This window comes from Bradyrhizobium sp. USDA 4449 (assembly GCF_054056275.1).
The window spans coordinates 146,500-162,894 of record NZ_JBSRYD010000001.1 but is presented as its reverse complement, the minus strand read 5'-3'; the positions used below and the strand labels follow the sequence as shown (position 1 = coordinate 162,894).

At 63.8% G+C, this 16,395-nt stretch carries 16 protein-coding genes and 1 pseudogene; 6 read left to right on the top strand and 11 right to left on the bottom strand.

Annotation, left to right across the window (positions count from 1 at the left end; translation table 11 throughout):
- Window positions 1-134 precede the first annotated feature (134 nt).
- From ACVIIW_RS00805 to ACVIIW_RS00795, 3 genes are all read left to right on the top strand, one after another.
- Entirely contained in the window at window positions 135-3,767 is a 3,633-nt protein-coding gene (locus tag ACVIIW_RS00805) for an AsmA family protein (RefSeq protein WP_456698994.1), read from the top strand.
- A gap of 219 nt (window positions 3,768-3,986) precedes the next feature.
- Window positions 3,987-5,114 (top strand): DUF2336 domain-containing protein, encoded by a 1,128-nt coding sequence (locus ACVIIW_RS00800; RefSeq protein WP_456698993.1) that lies wholly within the window; start codon window positions 3,987-3,989, stop codon window positions 5,112-5,114.
- Between the two features lie 25 nt (window positions 5,115-5,139).
- Complete coding sequence (locus ACVIIW_RS00795; RefSeq protein WP_456698992.1) at window positions 5,140-5,382, top strand: hypothetical protein; 243 nt, start codon at window positions 5,140-5,142, stop codon at window positions 5,380-5,382.
- 77 nt (window positions 5,383-5,459) lie between these two features.
- Here the strand turns inward: ACVIIW_RS00795 and ACVIIW_RS00790 are convergent, their stop codons facing one another.
- The 6 genes from ACVIIW_RS00790 to ACVIIW_RS00765 all read right to left on the bottom strand — a co-directional run bounded on the left by ACVIIW_RS00790 (window position 5,460) and on the right by ACVIIW_RS00765 (window position 10,433).
- Window positions 5,460-5,816: a hypothetical protein gene (locus ACVIIW_RS00790; RefSeq protein WP_456698991.1), complete on the bottom strand. Its 357-nt coding sequence runs from the start codon at window positions 5,814-5,816 to the stop codon at window positions 5,460-5,462.
- 143 nt (window positions 5,817-5,959) lie between these two features.
- Entirely contained in the window at window positions 5,960-6,190 is a 231-nt protein-coding gene (locus ACVIIW_RS00785) for a hypothetical protein (protein WP_456698990.1), read from the bottom strand.
- Window positions 6,191-6,430: 240 nt separating this feature from the next.
- Entirely contained in the window at window positions 6,431-6,778 is a 348-nt protein-coding gene (locus ACVIIW_RS00780; RefSeq protein ID WP_456698989.1) for a response regulator, read from the bottom strand.
- A 109-nt stretch (window positions 6,779-6,887) separates the two neighbouring features.
- Complete coding sequence (locus tag ACVIIW_RS00775) at window positions 6,888-8,594, bottom strand: response regulator (protein WP_456698988.1); 1,707 nt, start codon at window positions 8,592-8,594, stop codon at window positions 6,888-6,890.
- Window positions 8,591-10,105: an ATPase domain-containing protein gene (locus ACVIIW_RS00770; protein WP_456698987.1), complete on the bottom strand. Its 1,515-nt coding sequence runs from the start codon at window positions 10,103-10,105 to the stop codon at window positions 8,591-8,593. Before ACVIIW_RS00770 ends, ACVIIW_RS00775 begins: the two co-directional genes overlap by 4 nt.
- Window positions 10,106-10,250: 145 nt before the next feature.
- On the bottom strand, window positions 10,251-10,433 hold the full coding sequence (locus ACVIIW_RS00765; RefSeq protein ID WP_456705052.1) for a hypothetical protein: 183 nt from the start codon (window positions 10,431-10,433) through the stop codon (window positions 10,251-10,253).
- Between the two features lie 531 nt (window positions 10,434-10,964).
- Between ACVIIW_RS00765 and ACVIIW_RS00760 the strand changes: the two genes are divergently transcribed.
- Both ACVIIW_RS00760 and ACVIIW_RS00755 read left to right on the top strand, forming a co-directional pair.
- Complete coding sequence (locus ACVIIW_RS00760) at window positions 10,965-11,231, top strand: hypothetical protein (protein ID WP_456705051.1); 267 nt, start codon at window positions 10,965-10,967, stop codon at window positions 11,229-11,231.
- Between the two features lie 167 nt (window positions 11,232-11,398).
- Window positions 11,399-12,157 carry an outer membrane protein gene (locus ACVIIW_RS00755; RefSeq protein ID WP_456698986.1) on the top strand — a complete coding sequence of 253 codons (759 nt, stop codon included), beginning with the start codon at window positions 11,399-11,401 and terminating at the stop codon, window positions 12,155-12,157.
- 223 nt (window positions 12,158-12,380) lie between these two features.
- On the opposite strand, the gene ACVIIW_RS00750 is transcribed toward ACVIIW_RS00755, so the two are convergent.
- Window positions 12,381-12,800, bottom strand: a complete 420-nt coding sequence (locus ACVIIW_RS00750; protein WP_456698985.1) for a hypothetical protein — start codon at window positions 12,798-12,800, stop codon at window positions 12,381-12,383.
- 179 nt (window positions 12,801-12,979) lie between these two features.
- A complete protein-coding gene (locus ACVIIW_RS00745) occupies window positions 12,980-13,210 on the bottom strand; it encodes a hypothetical protein (protein WP_456698984.1) in 231 nt (76 codons plus the stop codon).
- On the opposite strand from ACVIIW_RS00745, the gene ACVIIW_RS00740 reads away from it, so the two are divergent.
- Window positions 13,209-13,331: a hypothetical protein gene (locus tag ACVIIW_RS00740; RefSeq protein WP_456698983.1), complete on the top strand. Its 123-nt coding sequence runs from the start codon at window positions 13,209-13,211 to the stop codon at window positions 13,329-13,331. The genes ACVIIW_RS00745 and ACVIIW_RS00740 overlap by 2 nt on opposite strands.
- Window positions 13,332-13,546: 215 nt before the next feature.
- On the opposite strand, the pseudogene ACVIIW_RS00735 reads toward ACVIIW_RS00740, so the two are convergent.
- The 3 genes and pseudogenes from ACVIIW_RS00735 to ACVIIW_RS00725 form a co-directional block, all read right to left on the bottom strand.
- Window positions 13,547-13,877, bottom strand: a pseudogene (locus ACVIIW_RS00735) (calcium/proton exchanger); the annotation flags it as partial.
- A 517-nt stretch (window positions 13,878-14,394) separates the two neighbouring features.
- Window positions 14,395-15,594 (bottom strand): hypothetical protein, encoded by a 1,200-nt coding sequence (locus ACVIIW_RS00730; RefSeq protein ID WP_456698982.1) that lies wholly within the window; start codon window positions 15,592-15,594, stop codon window positions 14,395-14,397.
- A gap of 166 nt (window positions 15,595-15,760) precedes the next feature.
- Window positions 15,761-16,375 (bottom strand): HAD family hydrolase, encoded by a 615-nt coding sequence (locus ACVIIW_RS00725; protein ID WP_456698981.1) that lies wholly within the window; start codon window positions 16,373-16,375, stop codon window positions 15,761-15,763.
- Window positions 16,376-16,395 lie beyond the last annotated feature (20 nt).

The window sequence follows — 16,395 nt, the reverse complement described above, 5'->3', positions numbered from 1 at the left end:
GCATTAACCTCCGCGCGCGACAGCCGCTGTGACTTCGCCACACTTCTCTTTATATAGGGGCAGTTCCGGCGCGCCTGAAGCTTGATTGAAGGCTTGGGTTTGACCCGGGTGCCGGCTTGGCCGAGGGGAGACCCGTGCAGACGACGCTGCTCGGATTGGCGATTGCCTTTATTTTAGCGCTTCTGGCTGCGCTGATCGGACCCTATTTCATCGACTGGAACCAGTTCAGGCCCCAGTTCGAGGCAGAGGCGACCCGTATCATCGGGGTGCCGGTGCGCGTCGGGGGCGAGCTGGACGCGCGGCTCTTGCCGGCGCCGACGCTGCGGCTGCGCTCGGTCACCTTCGGCGGCAACAACGATCTCGGCCGTCTGCGTGCCGACAAGCTCGACGTCGAGTTCAGCCTGAGCTCCCTGATGCGCGGCGAATGGCGCGCCACCGAGCTTTCGATTGGCGGCATGGCGTTGGACCTCGGCCTCGATGCCCGAGGCAAGGTCGATTTGCCGTCCACGGCGAGCGGCACCTTCAATCTGGCTTCGCTCGCCATCGAGCGGCTGAACCTCACCGGCCGCATCGCGCTTCACGACGCGGCCAGCCGCTCGACCCTGGAGCTCAACGACATCGTCTTCTCCGGCGACGTGCGCTCGCTCGCGGGCTCGGTGCGGGGCGACGGTAATTTCACCGCCAGAGGGGTACGCTATCCGTTCCGCGTGTCCTCCGGCCCGAGCCCCGATGGCAGCGCCACGCGTCTGCACCTCAATATCGATCCCGGCGAGCGCGCCGTTTCGGCCGATCTCGAAGGCGTGCTTGCCTTCGACAACCGCCAGCCGAAATTCGACGGCGCATTGACGCTGGCCGTGCCGCCGACGAAGAAGGCAGGCGAGACGGGACCGGTGCCGTGGAAGCTCACCGCAAAACTCAAAGCCGATCCGGCAGGCGCCAAATTCGACCAGATCGACGCGAGCTTTGGCCCCGAGGATAGCGCGCTGAAGATCGGCGGCGTCGGCGATCTCAGGTTTGGCGCGTCCCCGCTCCTGCGTGCGGTCCTGTCCGCGCGGCAGGTCGATGCCGACAAGCTCGCGGGCAGAGACGACGCCGATCCGCTGCGCATTTTGCCGGCGCTGCGCGCAGGGCTTGCGGCGATCCCGCAGGCGCCGATCCCGGCGCAGATCGAGTTCAACGCCGACCAGATCATGCTGGGCGGCCGCCCGCTCCAGAACATCACGACCGAGCTGCAGACCGATGGCCGATCCTGGACCTTCCAGCGGCTCGAGCTGCGCGCGCCCGGCATGACGCAGCTGTCGCTCAATGGCGCGACGCCCGGCGCCGACAGCTTTAGCGGCCGCCTCAGCGTCGAGTCCTCCGATCCCGATACGCTCGTGGCCTGGCTCCAGGGCCGCAACGACATTCTCCGGCGCAGCACGCGGCCGTTACGCCTCGCCGGCGACGTGACAATCGCCGCCAACCATCTCGCCATCGACAAGTTGAAGGCCGACATCGAAGGCGGTGCGGTCGAGGGCCGCATTGCGTTCGTCCAAACGGGCGCCAGCAAGGGCTCGCGGATCGATGCCGATCTCAAGGCCGACCGTCTCGACCTCGATGCCGCCGCGAGCTTCGTGCGCGCGCTCGCCGGCCCTCAAGGCGAATGGCCGGAGGAAGCAAAACTCTCGCTCGACATCGGCCGTGCGATCTCGGCGGGGCAGGAGTTGCGGCCGTTCGCAGCCAGGCTCGGCTACGGTCCGACGTCGTTGTCGCTGGAGCAATTGCGGTTCGGCCAGGCGAGCGGCGTCACCACGGAGGCGAGCGGCAGCTTTGATCGGACCAAGGCCACCGGCAGGCTCGCACTGACATCGTCGGCCAACTCGCTGCGCGACCTCACGGCGCTGCTCGAGCCGATCGCGCCCGCCGTGCGCGCCCGCTTCGATGCCATCCCGGCGTTGCCTGGCGCGACGCGGTTGAAGCTCGACCTCAGCCTCGACAAGAGCGCCGAACATGCTGATCGCAGCGACGCGCGCGCCGTCTTCGACCTGGATGCGCCGCAGCTCAAGGCCATTGCCACGCTCACCGCGCAAGCGCCTGTGGCGGCGGTGAACGGCATCGACATCGAGAAATTGCGCAACGGCGACTTTACGCTGGAGACGAAAGTCTCGGCACCCCAGGCCGCCGCGCTGACGGGGCTGCTCGGTCTCGATCGCATCGCCGCTGCGGGCGAGGGCGCTTCGCAGCTCGCGGGCAAGCTGAGCGGCGCATGGCGCGGGCCGATGCAACTGAACGCAAAGCTCAGTGGCGGCGGGCTGGACGCGGATGTGCAAGGGAATCTCGAATTGTCGGCGTCGGAGCCGAAGGCCAATGTCAATCTGCACGTGCGCAACGCCAATCTGGCGCCGCTGTTCGGGACCAGTCCGGCCGACAAATCGGCGCGGTCCGTAAACCTGTCCTCCCGCCTCGCGCTGTCAGGCAATCGGCTGACCTTTGACGATCTCGACAGCACCGCTGCGGGTTCGCATCTGCGCGGCCATCTCGTCATGACGCTCGATCAGGAGAAAACCGTCGACGGCGAGGTCGGGCTCGACACGCTCGATCTGGCGCCGGCGCTGGCACTGGCGATCGGCGCGGCCGGACGTGACAGCGGCGAGGCGCTCAGCGCCGGTCTCGTCACTGGCTGGCGCGGCCGTATCGCGTTTCAAGCCTTGCGTGGCAGCCTGCCCGGCGGCATCGAGCTGCGCCCGTTCAGCGGCACGATCAGGGGCGACGGCCAGTCGCTCGCGCTCGATGCGCTCAAGGGCGGCCTCGGTGGCGGCGAGATGACGGCAAGCCTCGATGCGCGCAACGGCGCCAACGGTCTGGCGCTGAACGCGCATCTCGATCTCACCAATGTCGATGCGACCTCGCTGCGCTACCGCGATCTCGCGCTGCCCAAGGGACGCGCCTCGGTGCAGATGACGCTGACGAGCCAGGGCCGCAGCGTCTCGGCGCTGACAGGCGCGCTCGCCGGCAACGGCACGGTGACACTGGACTCGGCCGAAATCAGCGGCCTCAATCCGCGCGCCTTCGAGATCGCCATCCGCGCCAGCGATGGTGGGCAGGTGAGCGACGACGCCAGGTTGCGTCAGCTGGTCGAGCCCGCATTGTCGGCGGCGCCCATAGCGGTCGCCTCCGCACAGATTCCGTTCACGATCCGCGACGGCCGCCTGCGCGTCGGTGCGACCCCGCTCGAAGCCAAGAACGCCCGCGCCATCGTCTCCGGCGGTTACGACATTCCGGCCGATCAGGCCGATATCCGCGCCAGCCTGACGCCGATCATGACCGGCCTTTCCGGCGCGCCACCGGAGATCCAGCTGTTCGCGGCAGGTCCGCCCGACAAGCTCAGCCGCACCGTCGATCTCACGCCGCTGTCGTCATGGCTTGCGGTGCGTACGATCGATCGCGAGACGCGGCGGCTGGATGCGATCGAGCGCGGCGAGCCGCCGCCTGCGACCGCCGCGCTGCCGACACTGGTCTCGCCCGAACCGGAGCCGCCTCCGGCGCTGACCGAGGTGCCGTTGCCGGGACGCGATCCGCGCCGCCCTGCGCCGAAGCTGAGGGTTGAGCCCAAGGCCGCACCGACCCCAAGGGCGCCGCTTGCCGCGCCCGCCGCGCCGAGCCCGCCGCTGGCAAGCCAGCAGGTGGCGCCGCTGCCGCCGCCGATCGACGTGCGGCCCGCCCCGGGCCTGCCGCCCGCAAGACCCAGGCCGAAGCCGCCGCTGGTCCTGACGCCGTCGAATCCGTAGGACGAAGGTGCGAGCCGTTCGGTGCCCACCTCCGGCGTGGGACAGGTGGCACCTGACGCGCCGGTAAGCCCATTTCCCCGCATTTGAACGAATTTTCGTCGGCAAACTGCTGCGACGATTTTACTGGATTCTCGCGTTTGATCTCTAGGTTGGTTCCAGAGCAATCCGGAGTCCTGCCCGCAAACGCAGGATGGCGCGCGAGGAACTGGGGTTATCGACATGAACGGGGCGACGACGCTTCTACAAGATCTGGACGACGCGATCGCGCGTGGTACCGACGAAAGCAGGGCCAAGGCGCTGTGGCATGCGACCGACCTTTTGATCACCGGCCGCTATGTCGATGACGACATCAGCATGTTCGGCGAAGTCATCGGCCGGCTCGCCGACGAGATCGAGGTCGCCGCGCGGGCGCAGCTCTCCGAATTGATGGCGGGTTGCGATCACGCCCCTCTCAACGTCATCGAGAAGCTTGCCCTCGATGACGAGATCGAGGTCGCAGGGCCGGTGCTGCGCGGCTCCAACCGCATCGACGAGAAGGTGCTGGTCGAGAGCGCCATGACAAAGGGCCAGGCGCATCTGCTCGCGATCTCCCAGCGCGAGGCGATCGGCGAGGCCGTGACCGATGTGCTCGTCAAGCGTGGTAACCAGGAGGTTGTCACCGCCGTGGCCAGGAACGAGGGCGCGCGCTTCTCGGGTTCGGGCCTGCTGCACATGGTCCGCCGCGCCGAAGGCGACTCGATCCTCGCCGAGCAGCTCGGTCTGCGCAAGGACGTGCCGCGCCACATCTTCCAGCAGCTCATCTCCAAGGCGTCGGAAGACGTCCGCCGCCGGCTCGAGACCGAGCGTCCCGAGATGATGTCGCAGATCCAGACCTCGGTGACCGAGGTCACCGGCGATCTGCAGTCCAAGTTCGGTCCGTCCTCGCGCAGCTACTTCGTCGCCAAGCGCGTGGTGACGACGCAGTACCGGCAGGGCAACCTCAATCAGGTCTCGATCTCGAACTATGCGCGTCAGCATCGTTTCGACGAGGTGCAGATCGGCCTGTCGCTGCTGTCGTCGCTGCCGGTCGACGTGATCGAGCGGGCGCTGATGGATCGCAACCGCGAGATGATCCTGGTGCTGTGCAAGGCGCTCGACTTTTCCTGGGACACGACGATGTCTCTTCTGTTCCTCGGCGCCAAGGATCACCTGATCACGGCGCGCGAGCTCCACGACAACGAGCGCGATTTCGGCCGGCTCAAGATCGAGACCTCGCGCAGCATTCTGAAGTTCTACCAGTCGCGCAAGAACAGCGCCGGTGCCGATCCCGCGACGGGTCGTCAGCCCGAGCTCCAGCAGGTTCACTGAACGGGACATCGAGGGAGTATTTGTAATGTTGCCTCAATTCGGTACCGCAGTTCGCAAGAACAAGAGCCTTAACAAGAGCCTCGTTGGCGCCGGCGGCTCGGCTCCGGAGAAGGCCACGGTCGACGCCGCATGGCTCGTGCTGGAGGCCGCCAATGATCTCGGCGACCACGCCGCGATCGAAGCCTGCCGCCGCGTCATCGATGCCGAGCTGAACGGCACGGTGCCGGGCAGCTCGGACATCGATCTCGTACTGGGTTATTTCCGCTAATAGGGAGCACACTCCCGTGCTGTTTTTTGATCAAGGTGTCCGTTTCATCTCTCCCGGTCGGGAGAGGTGAAGGACGATCAGCCGCAATTCCAGATCGCGCCGATCGGCGTCCGCGTCCAGCACGGACCGAAGCTGCCGCCATTGTAGCGGGAGCCACCGAAGCCGGGCCGGCCGAAATAGTGCCATTCGCCGTCCATGTAGCGGTAGTAGGCCGGCACGCGATCGATATACCAGGGACGCTGGTTTTCGCGCGCGTAACGTCTGAAGCCGTTCTTCTGCATGTAGATCGGCTGGCTGTTGCTCAGCGGCTGGCGATAGCCCGGCAGGAAGCCATAGCCATGCCAGGCTTGCTTTTTGTGGATTTGCGCGGCCGGTGCGGTGGCCGGCAGCAGCGACAGAATGACAGCAACGAAGAGGCACGCGAAGCGGGACATGACGGGACCATAAACAGCCGATGCCGCGAAAGCCATTCAAATCCGAGCGGCCAAGTTCTGCTGGTCCGCTCGGACAATGCTCCGTTCGGACACAAAAAGGCCTCGCCGAAGCGAGGCCTCCTTGTTCACAGCGGTGGCACGGGTTAATCGTCGTCCCAGTGGTGGCGGCGGATCACGACGCCGCGGTCGTAATCGCGATCGTGGTGGTACCAGCCATGATGCCAGCCGCGGTCATGCTCGTAGATGCGTGCGCGCGGGCCGTAATCATCGCGGTCACCGCCGACATAGACGCCGAAGCCAGCCGCGTTGGCGATGGTGGGGGCACCGATTGCAAGTGTCGCGACCGCCGCGAGAGCGTAAGTCAGCTTCTTCATCTGTTCCTCCTCCTTCTGCTTCGTCGACGGGTCAACTTCTGCCGCCGCCGGCTGTTGCAGGAACTGGCAAGAAACTTTCTTGAATGGCTGTTCAGGTTCCACGCGCTCGACCGTCAGAAAGCCGGAACGCGTTTTGCACCCTGCGCGAACCGGAACATGGTTTGCGCGGAGATCATGCTCAAACAAGAAGCTAAGGCGCGATGACAATTCGGCCCAACCTTTGGGTGTCGTCGGCGCCGCTCAGCACAGCGATTTGACGATGCGCTCCAGCTCCTCGATCTGGAAGGGCTTGCGCAGCACCGGCCTGTCGGCGAACGTGTCAGGGACGCCGCCGGAGCCGTAGCCGCTTGCGAACAGGAAGGGAATTCGTCGCGTCGCCAGCATGTCCGCGACGGGCGTGATGTGTGATCCGTCGACATTGATGTCGAGGATGGCGGCATCGAATGTGGAGCAGCTTGCCAGCGACATCGCCTCGTCGATCGTTCCCGCTTCGGCCGCCACGCGATGGCCGAGCTCCTCGATCATGTCGGCGAGCATCATCCGGATCAGCGCCTCGTCTTCGACGAGAAGAAAGGCCTTGGTCATCATGTCGCGATCCCTTGCTGCTTTTCTTGCGGATTGAAAATGAGCGTGCTGCGAAGGAAGAACGGTGCAAGGCGGTCGGCGACCCTGTTTCGTGACAGGAGATCGCGAGACGTCAGCCGCCGTTCGATCGCTTCGGCTCCGTCTCGCGCTCCGGTTCCGATCTCACCGCGCTGAGCGCCGCCGCGAGTTCGTCGATGTGGTACGGTTTCGGCAAAATTTGAATACCGTCAAGTTCGGCATCGCGAGCAGCGGCTTCCGAGTATCCGCTGGTCAGCAGCACGGGCATGTCGCCACGGCGTTTCCTGATCTCGCGCGCCAGCTCGATCCCGTTCATGCCGCCGGGCATCATGATATCGGAGAAGACGAGATCGACTGCGCGGCCATCGGCCAGGGCGCCGAGCGCGGCCGCGCCGCTCGCGGCCCGCGTCACCTCGTAGCCGAGTTGCCCGAGCATCTCGCTCACCAGAGCGGCGACCTCGTCGTCGTCCTCGACCAGAAGGATTTGGCCCTGGGTGCTTCGCGTCGGCCGCACCATGTTGAAATCGATGAGGTGCCGCTCCCTGGAGGGAACGTTGTGGGAGCGCGGCAGATAGAGCTCGATGCGGGTGCCCTTGCCAACTTCCGATCGAATGCGGACCGTCCCTCGTGACTGCGTCGCAAAGCCGTGGACTTGCGCGAGCCCGAGTCCCGAACCCTTTCCGACCTCCTTGGTCGTGAAGAACGGTTCGAAGACGCGGGACAGGATCTCGGGCCCCATGCCGACGCCGGTATCGACGACGGAGAGGCGCACGTAGTCTCCGGCGATCTGCTCGTCCTTCAGATCGGGCAGGTTCTCGCCGCGGACGACAATCGTGCCGCCATTCGGCATGGCATCGCGAGCGTTGACGGCGAGATTGAGGATCACCAGTTCAAGCTCGCCGGGGTCGACCTCCACCGGCCAGAGGGTCTCGGGAAAGTCGAACTCGACGTGGACGTCGCCTCTCAGGCTTCGATCGAGCAGTTCGCGCATGCCGCCCATTTGCGAGGCGACGTCGACGGGCTCGGGCCGCAGCGTCTGCCGGCGAGAGAACGCGAGCAATTGCCGGGTCAGGCTGGCCCCGCGCTGTGCGGCCTGGACCATCCCGTCCATCAGGCGACGACGGCGGGCAGGATCCACCTGACGGTCGAGCATGTCGAGGCCACCGGATATGACCATCAGCAGATTGTTGAAGTCATGCGCCACGCCACCGGTCAGCCGGCCGATGGCTTCGATCTTCTGGGCCTGGCGAAGCGTCTCCTCGACGCGGGCGCGCTCGTTCATTTCCAAACGCAGTTGCTCGTTGGCATCAGCCAAGGCACGTGTGCGTTCGACGACGAGCCTCTCGAGCTGCTGTGCCGTCTGCTCGCGCGCCTCGAGGAGTGTCCGGATTTCGTATTGGCGCTCGCGGGCGCGCATCGCCGACTGAATGGCGCTGGTCAGCGTCATCGGCTGCACCGGTCGTTCAAGCAGCGAGACGTTGCGGAGCAGCGCGACGATATCGCGGCGCCATGCGACGACGGCAGGTTGTTCGCGATGACTGGTGAGGATGACGAAGGGAAGGTCGGACCACGGCGGCTGGTTCGCAATCCATTGCGCCAGCGCCGTCGTGTCTTGCCCGAACAAACCTTCCTCGGCGAGGAAGACGGCGCCCACACCGGCTGTCATCTCGTTGACGAGCTCGGACAGGCTCCGGCAGTTGATGGCCGCAAGGTTCGCGCTGCGAAGAAGTTCGGCGGAAGCTGGTCCGTCGCGACCGATCGGAGCGTAGATGAGAACCTGTTGATCCCGGTCGGCGCTCATTCGGCCGATTCCTCGGGCATTGCTGTCCCCGTATATTGTGGATTGCCGGAGAAGATACCGCTGAAGTCCCTGAGCGGCGGACCGACCTTGATGCCGGTGGGGCCGAGACGAAATTCGCGGATGGTGTGCTCGTGATTGCCGCTGCGCTTCTTCACCACGGACAGAGCGCGACGCACGGTTCCACCCACCTCGAAGTAGCGCAGCATGATCACTGCGTCACTCAAATAGCTGAGGTCGAGCGGCGAATCGATGGCGCCCACCAGCCCGTGTTGGGCAAGAACCAGGATGGTCAGCACGCCCTGCTGCGCCAGATAGGTCAGGAGCTCGTGCATTTGCAGGATGAGAAATCGCTCGTCCGGCATCGCATTCAGGTAACCGTTCAGGCTGTCGATGACGATGACGCGGGCATTGTCGAGTTCGACGCTCTCCCGCACGAGCGCGGCGAACTCACCCGGTGACAGCTCGGCCGGGTCGATCTGTTGAAACCGGATCAGACCGGACTCGACGTGCTTTTCCAGCGGCAGCCCGAGTGTGCGGGCACGCGCTTCGACGGTCCCGCGCCCCTCGTCGAAGGCGAAGAATGCGGCGCGCTCGCCACGTTCGGCCGCTGCGATCGCGTAGGTCAGTGCGACGGAGGACTTGCCCACGCCGGCAGCCCCGATGAGCAGCGCGTTGGTGCCGCGCTCGAGGCCGCCTCCCAGCAGCTGATCCAGCTCGGCGCTGCCGCTCGGCGTGAAGTCACCGAAGAACGGCTTGTGGTGCTCGGCCGCGACGAGACGGGGGAATATCTGCAGGCCTCCCTTTTCAATGGTGAAATCGTGGAAGCCGCCGCGAAATCGGATGCCGCGCATCTTGATCACGCGAAGCCGCCGCCGTTCCGCGCCGTAATCGATGGCGAGCTGTTCGAGCATGACGACGCCGTGAGCGATTGAATGCAGTTGCAGATCGTCCTGGGACGACGAGAGATCGTCCAGCAGGATGACGGTGCAATTTCGGTTGGTGAAGAAATGTTTGAGGGCCAGCACCTGCCGCCGGTAACGGAGCGGGTTCTGGGCAAGCAGACGCAACTCGGACAGGCTGTCGAGCACCACGCGCGTCGGATTGATCCGTTCGACCTCCCTGAAAATCAGGCCCGTCGTTTCGCTCAGCTCCATCTCGGCGGGATGGAACACGGTGAGCTCGCGCTCGGGGTCGAGCGTCGTTTCCGGCGGGACCAGCTCGAAGATATCGACGCCGTCCAGCGACCAGCCATGGCGGCGCGCGACGAGGTCCAGCTCGCGCCTGGTTTCCGACAGCGTGATATAAAGCACCCGTTCTCCGCGACGCGCGCCCTTCAGCAGGAATTGCAGCGCGATCGTGGTCTTGCCGGTGCCTGGCCTGCCCTCATAGAGATACATGCGGTTGGCATCGAAGCCCCCTCCCAGGATGTCATCCAATCCGTCGCTGCCGGTCGAAATTCTTGGCTGATCGCTGGGCTCGCTGCCTGAAGCGCCCTCGGATGAACCAGTCATTGAACCCCCTGCGCGTCTCTGGAAGCCCGGCTGCCCGAATCTCCGGGGCATGGCTGGGACAAGTAGGCCTGCAACAGGAACTCTTCAGCAGCGACCGAGTTCCCGGGCGGTGCTCCGATCTGCTTGTCAGCGCGTCCGTTCGCGGCTAGGCGGCCGGGAGCCCCGACGAGCTCGCCGATGCAGAAATGGGCCATGTGCGCGACAGCTTCGGCGCTGTGGTAGTCGCCGAACTCGGCGGTGGCCTCCTTGCCGGCGTACGTCCGGGCGATACCGGCCCACCCGGGTGACGGGGAACCCAGGCGGAGATGTCGTAGACCTTTCCTGCGATGATGGCCCAGCAGTCGTCTTTCGTGTTGTGCAGGGCGACCCCTGCGCGCGTGACGGGACGCCGCTCCCTGGCCGGAGCAGCCGGCGTCCAGAGCTGGCCGGTGACCGTGGCGTAATTGGCCTTGGCGGCCCGGCGGAAATCCCCACGGCCCCATCTCCTGTAAGGTAGCTGAGTGCCGATATTGCGCGCGTACGCGTAGATCCAGGAATCGTCCTGGCCGCCGCGCGAGACCAGCCACGTGCCGACCGGCGAGACTGCGGTGACCCCATCCTGCCCCTGTTTTGTCCGACGCTATATCGTATTTTCCGAAGTAGCAGAATGTGACGATAGCGCGATCCGGGCAGATGGGTCCGCGCGGGAAAAAATCGTCGATTCTCGCTGCGCTCCCATCCGGGCTATCGATCAGGGCGGAATGATCGCGGCCCGATGACGGTCGCAGCGCGTCAGGTTGTCAACGCAACTTGATCTGGATCAACCGACGCGATCACCCGCTGCCGCAGAAGCGCAATGGGGCGTTTGCTGGTGGATGCGATGGTTGCGAGTTGGTACGTCACTTCGGAAGTGCGAAAGCGCGGTCTTCTATCCAGGCTGCGGAGTCCGCGCGAGACCAAGACGTTTGCAACGGAGAATGAAGCGAAGCTGTTCGCGCGCGCCAAGCTCGACGAAGGGCTTGCGGTCTTTGCGGGTACGATCAATCCCCACGTTCCGAGGCGGCTCATTCCAGCCGCCGGCATTCATGCGTGGCTCGCCGAAGATCAGGAGGGCGCTTCCGCGCCTCACCAGCATGATACCGGATAAGCACGTTGACGTGCACAGCGATCGCGTTTGGGTGTTGCCATTTTGATACGGGCCGAAACGGCCCCCGCGCATAGACTTTCAAGATGTTCGCAGGACTTACGCGCCCTCAGCCGACATAGCGGCGCGCTTTTTCGACCGAAAGAGATCTGAGCAAAGGGGATATCATGATGAAAAGGTTCTCGATGGCCGCAATCGGTTTTGCGGCGCTGAGCATGGCCACTCCGGTCATGGCGGCCGACATGGCTGTGAAGGCGGCGCCGCCGCCAGCACCCATGGTGGCGATTTATAACTGGAGCGGGTTCTACATCGGCGCCAACGGGGGCTGGGGGCAGAGCCGTGGATGCGTCGATTTCCTGACTCCTGCGGGGACTCTTGCCAGCGGTTGCGCCGATCGCTCGGGTGGACTTGTCGGCGGACAGATTGGGTACCGCTGGCAGACCAATCAGTTCGTGCTCGGCCTGGAAGCGCAGGGCGATTGGGCCGATATCAAGAACACACGCGTCAGCCTGATCGACCCGCTGGTCTCGACCACGGGCAAGACGGATGGCATCGGCCTTTTCACCGCGCAGCTCGGCTGGGCCTGGAACGCATCGTTGTTCTACGTGAAGGGCGGCGCCGCGGTGACACGCAATCGCTTCGACATCTTCAACAACGTCACGGGCGTCGGCCTCGCCTCGGCAGGTCACACGCGCTGGGGCGGCACCGCGGGTGTCGGCTGGGAATATGGCTTTGCGCCGAACTGGTCCTTCGGTGTCGAATATGACCATCTCTGGATGGGGCGTGACAATACCAGCTTCGCCGGCGTGGTCACACCCGGCGGCGTCACGCTGCTCGGCAGCGGTGTCAGCCAGGATGTCGACATGATCACGCTGCGTGTGAACTATCGCTTCGGCGGTTACGGTGCGCCCGTCACGGCTCGCTATTGAGCTTGCGTCCTCCCCGTGAACTCAGGCCCCGGCATCGGCCGGGGCCTTTTTCATGGGCGATACGAACGTGCGCCTCGGCAACTCAGTTCGGACGGTCAAATTCGGCCAGCTCTTGCCTGTTCAGAAGGACAATGTGACCGCTGGTTGTTGTCGATGAAGCGAACCCCCCGAGCTCGCGTGAAGGGGACAGCGATCTGGCGTGGCGCTCATGCCGTTGCGCCGGTCACCAGTATCTGTAGCCGAACCACGCGTATTGCGCCTGCCGCGTTGCCAAAGCCGTTTGCGGTGGCTGCCGCCTTGATCGCATTGCGACGTGTCGCGTCTTGCGCGCTCGTTTCCGATCGACGGTTTCGCCTGGCTGTTGATCCGTTCGCGCCATGGCAAGTGCATTGAGAAAGGCCGGAGGCTCCGTCCTGACGACCGGTGGCTCCATCCGGTCGGCCAGAGGCGATTTCTCCATGTGCATGATATCAGGCGTCGCAGCGACGGTTGTCGGTGCGCTGGTATCGAGGACAACGCGCTCCGGCCATTTGCGATCCGAGTGAATGCGTATGGCCGGCCCGTCCACACTCGTCTTCCAGACGGGCGCCTCGTCCAGACAAAAGTCCGCAACGAACAGGAGCGCGAGCAGCGCCGCGCCCACCTTCCAGAAATACGCCAGTAGCGGCATCTTGGTCGCTCCGCGCCCCCCATGATGGGCCCAGACTGCGACGACGTTGCGCCATTCTTGTCAGAAGCTGCGTGCAGCTCCGGTCCAGCACGACGGAGAGACCCCAGCCTTGCCCGTTGCCGACAAAAAGCGGCGAACCCGCAAACCAGTCCTCAGCGTCGCGCCCCGATGCGATTGACGCCGCCATTGGCGTTGCCGCCAACATTGTGACGGACCGCGGCACGCGCGACCGGTCGGGGCCGCAGCACGACGCCGGCTCTCGCAACGCAACCGGCGGGATAGCCAACATACGTGCAATACACGATTGCGGCAGCTGGCGCCGGGTTGAACGTGACGCCTGCAAGTCCCAGCAGTCCGCTGGCGGCGATTCCGGAAACGGTCATGGACTTGATCGAAATACGCATGATGATTCTTCCCTCTACATCCGCGAACGAAGGCGACGAGCGCGACTTCATCCGCGCTGGCTACAACCTGTTCTCGCAGGGGGCGGTGATGTTGATGTAGATCAAGCGCCGGCCAAGCCCGTCGCGGCGACCGCGCGCAGATTAATGATGCCATCATGCCCCTGTTTTGCCCGACGGATCCACTGATTTTCCGAAGTCCTTCGAGCAGATTGAGCGACCGGCAATCCGGATCGCTCTCAACGGCACCGTCGCGGGCCAAAGGGGCACAGGCTCCACGCTTACTCGGCGCCGCATCGAGCCAACGTCCGGACTGGGAAGCAGCAATGCGCCGAGCATGAAGAGCGCGTTGGTCACGATCACACCGGCGATCGAAGCTTTGACCAGCATGAATTGACCGGCCCGCAACGCCGTGATCGCGATGATCAGCTCTGTGAGATTGCCGAGCATGGCATTCAATAACCCGCCGACTGCATCGCCGGTCTTCTCGGCCACGGCCTCCATTGTGTGGCTGAGCAGGCTTGCGAGCGGCACGATTGCAATCATGGCGAGCACGCACAGCAGCGTACGCGCGTCGGGCTTGATGTGCGCGACCCCGATCACCACCGGCACGAAGACAAGCATCCACAGAAAGCGGGCTGTGCCGGATCTGTGCTCGTCCATCGCGACAGCGCCGAAATGCCCTTGCCAGAAATGTCCGGTGCGCTTGCGTCGCGCCTTAATGGTCCCGGCATAGCTGCGGTGCACGCGCGAGCGCGCGGCGCAGCCCGTCGGGGTCGGATGGTACCAGGATGAGGTGCACGTGGTTGGGCATCAAGCACCAGGCCCACACCGCGACCCCGGCGTCCCTGCAATTCGCCGGAAGCGGCTCGCGATATAGGCATAGTCGCCGTCCTCGAAATACGCGCGGACGCGACCGTTGCCAAGCTGGGTAGAGCTCTGTTCGAGTATGCTCGCTCGTCTGTGACGAACTTGAGAACGCCTAGCCTGGCACACGGAATTGATCAGCACGCGCGCGCCTCCCTGGCGGCGTCGGGTTGTGAGCGAAATCGCGGGGTGCACGCCTTTCGGCGTGCACCCGGAGCCCGCGATCCCGCGCGGTGGTTGCATTTGCAGCGAACGCAACGCCTCTCTCGCAATTTGCGGCGGTTGCGATAGCAATGCGCTCAGGCCACCTGCCGAGACTGCGACCCACTGTCTCCAACGGTAAGGAAGTGATCACCGGACAGCGTCACGCCCGTCTTGACCGCATCCGTAGTGATATTGGCATTGAGCAGGATCATATCCGTGTAACTCTTCCGGCCTTTCCATATCTGGAATAGTTGCTTGATAGCGTCGAACGACTTGCGGATACGACTGTCCTCGATGTCAGCGCGGGCGACGCCGAGAACATTCCAGTTTCGGATCGTCACGCGATTGCAAAACTCGACGAACTCCGGCTGCTCGAGCCCATGGTTGGCCAACTGCGAGCGGGACAAAGTGAGCAGTTTTGCATCGTCAGGGGCCATGCCTGGGAAGATCAATCTGTTGAGTCGGATGACATGATCCGTCGACTGCGCCGCAAATTCACCCGTTAGAAGAAGCTTTCCGAGGCTTAGTTTCATTTCAGTGAGCCGGCCGTTTCCGAGGCTCGCCGCGCCGGCCACCTGGATCATCGACAGAGCGGGCCAGCACACCTCCTGATATTCCGGCGAAAGTTCGCGATAGGAAGCGAGAACGGCCTGCAGCGGTACGGCGCCATTGCCAACATGCTCGACAATGTCGTGATTGCGAATGCAGAACACAGTCGCCGCCCTCTCTTCAGGCGTCGCGCAAATTCTGTCGAGAATCGGCTGCACGAGAAACGCCGCATCGTACGAATCCAACCCATATCGGCGCCGGTACAGCTTTCCGTAATCGTGAAACGATGCCGAAAGCATAACGAGCTTTCGCAAGCGCTCGTCCGCGATCAACTTCTTCTGGATGCTGTTCACATAGTCGCGAAGTTCGCACACGAAGGTTTCCTTGAAGAACATCGAGCGCGACAGAAGCCAGTTCCAGTCGCCCGCGGCCAACTTATCGATGCCGAGCATCATGAGCCTGTTATGATCGCCGTAGGACTGTTGGAGACCGTTCGGATAGCGGTTTCGGTGATTCTTCCTCGGTATGAGATTCATTAGGAACAGCAAGCTGTTGCCTTCAAGATCGCTGAAGGTCGTGGTCGCCGCGTAGCCGGGATCCGAAAGACGCGGTTCGAATTCGGCGAGGGTATCGAGATTTCCGGACTTGAGGATGAAGTCCGAAAGCCAAGGCGGGTTTTCGTTTTCAAACACCACGCCAGGTCCATTCAGCATAGAAGAAAGAGAGAAGATCTTGTCCATATGCATGGGTAGTCGCCTCTGGGGTTGAGCGGTGGGCAGAAGAGAAAGTGAGTAGAAGAGAGCAGGGGTACAGACCGCAGTGCATCCGGGCGCTGGTTTCTTCATGGGCCGGGTTGGCCCTCCCACCAGGTTGGTACAGCGCCGGAGATTGGCTGCATCGAACGGCGATCGGTCATTGCTGCGGATCGTCGTGGAACGTGTCGAGCAAACCACGCCGTTCGAGTTCGTGTTGAAGCGCCGCTGGCGAGATGCAATGAATCGCATCAAACCCGAGCGCGGCGGCAGCGTCCACGTTCTCTTTGGTGTCATCAATAAAGACGGAGGTGTTCGGTTCGACACAGTAACGCTCACCGAGAATGTGAAAAAATCGGCGATCCGGCTTTCGTATGCCAACCTCCCCCGATATCAGCACGCCGGAAAACATCCTGAGGAACGGTAGTCGATCTCTCGAAAGTTCGAACGTGTCGGCCGACCAGTTGCTAAGGGCATAAAGCGGTACGTTCCGCTGGTGCAGACGCCCGAGGAGCGAGACGGTTTCGGCAATCGGTCCGCGCAGCATGTCGAGCCATCGCTCGCGGAAGGCCTCAATGAGATGCCGGTGCTCTGGATACCGAGCGATGAGGATCTCGTTGCCCTCGACCCATGGACGACCCAGATCCTGCTCAAGTATCCAATCTCTTGAGCAACATTCCCGCAAGAACCACTCGCGTTCTTCGGGATCCGCAATGAGCTGCTGATACACATATCGGGGATCCCAATCGACCAGTACCCCTCCGAGATCGAACACGATCGATCTGATCTTGGGCG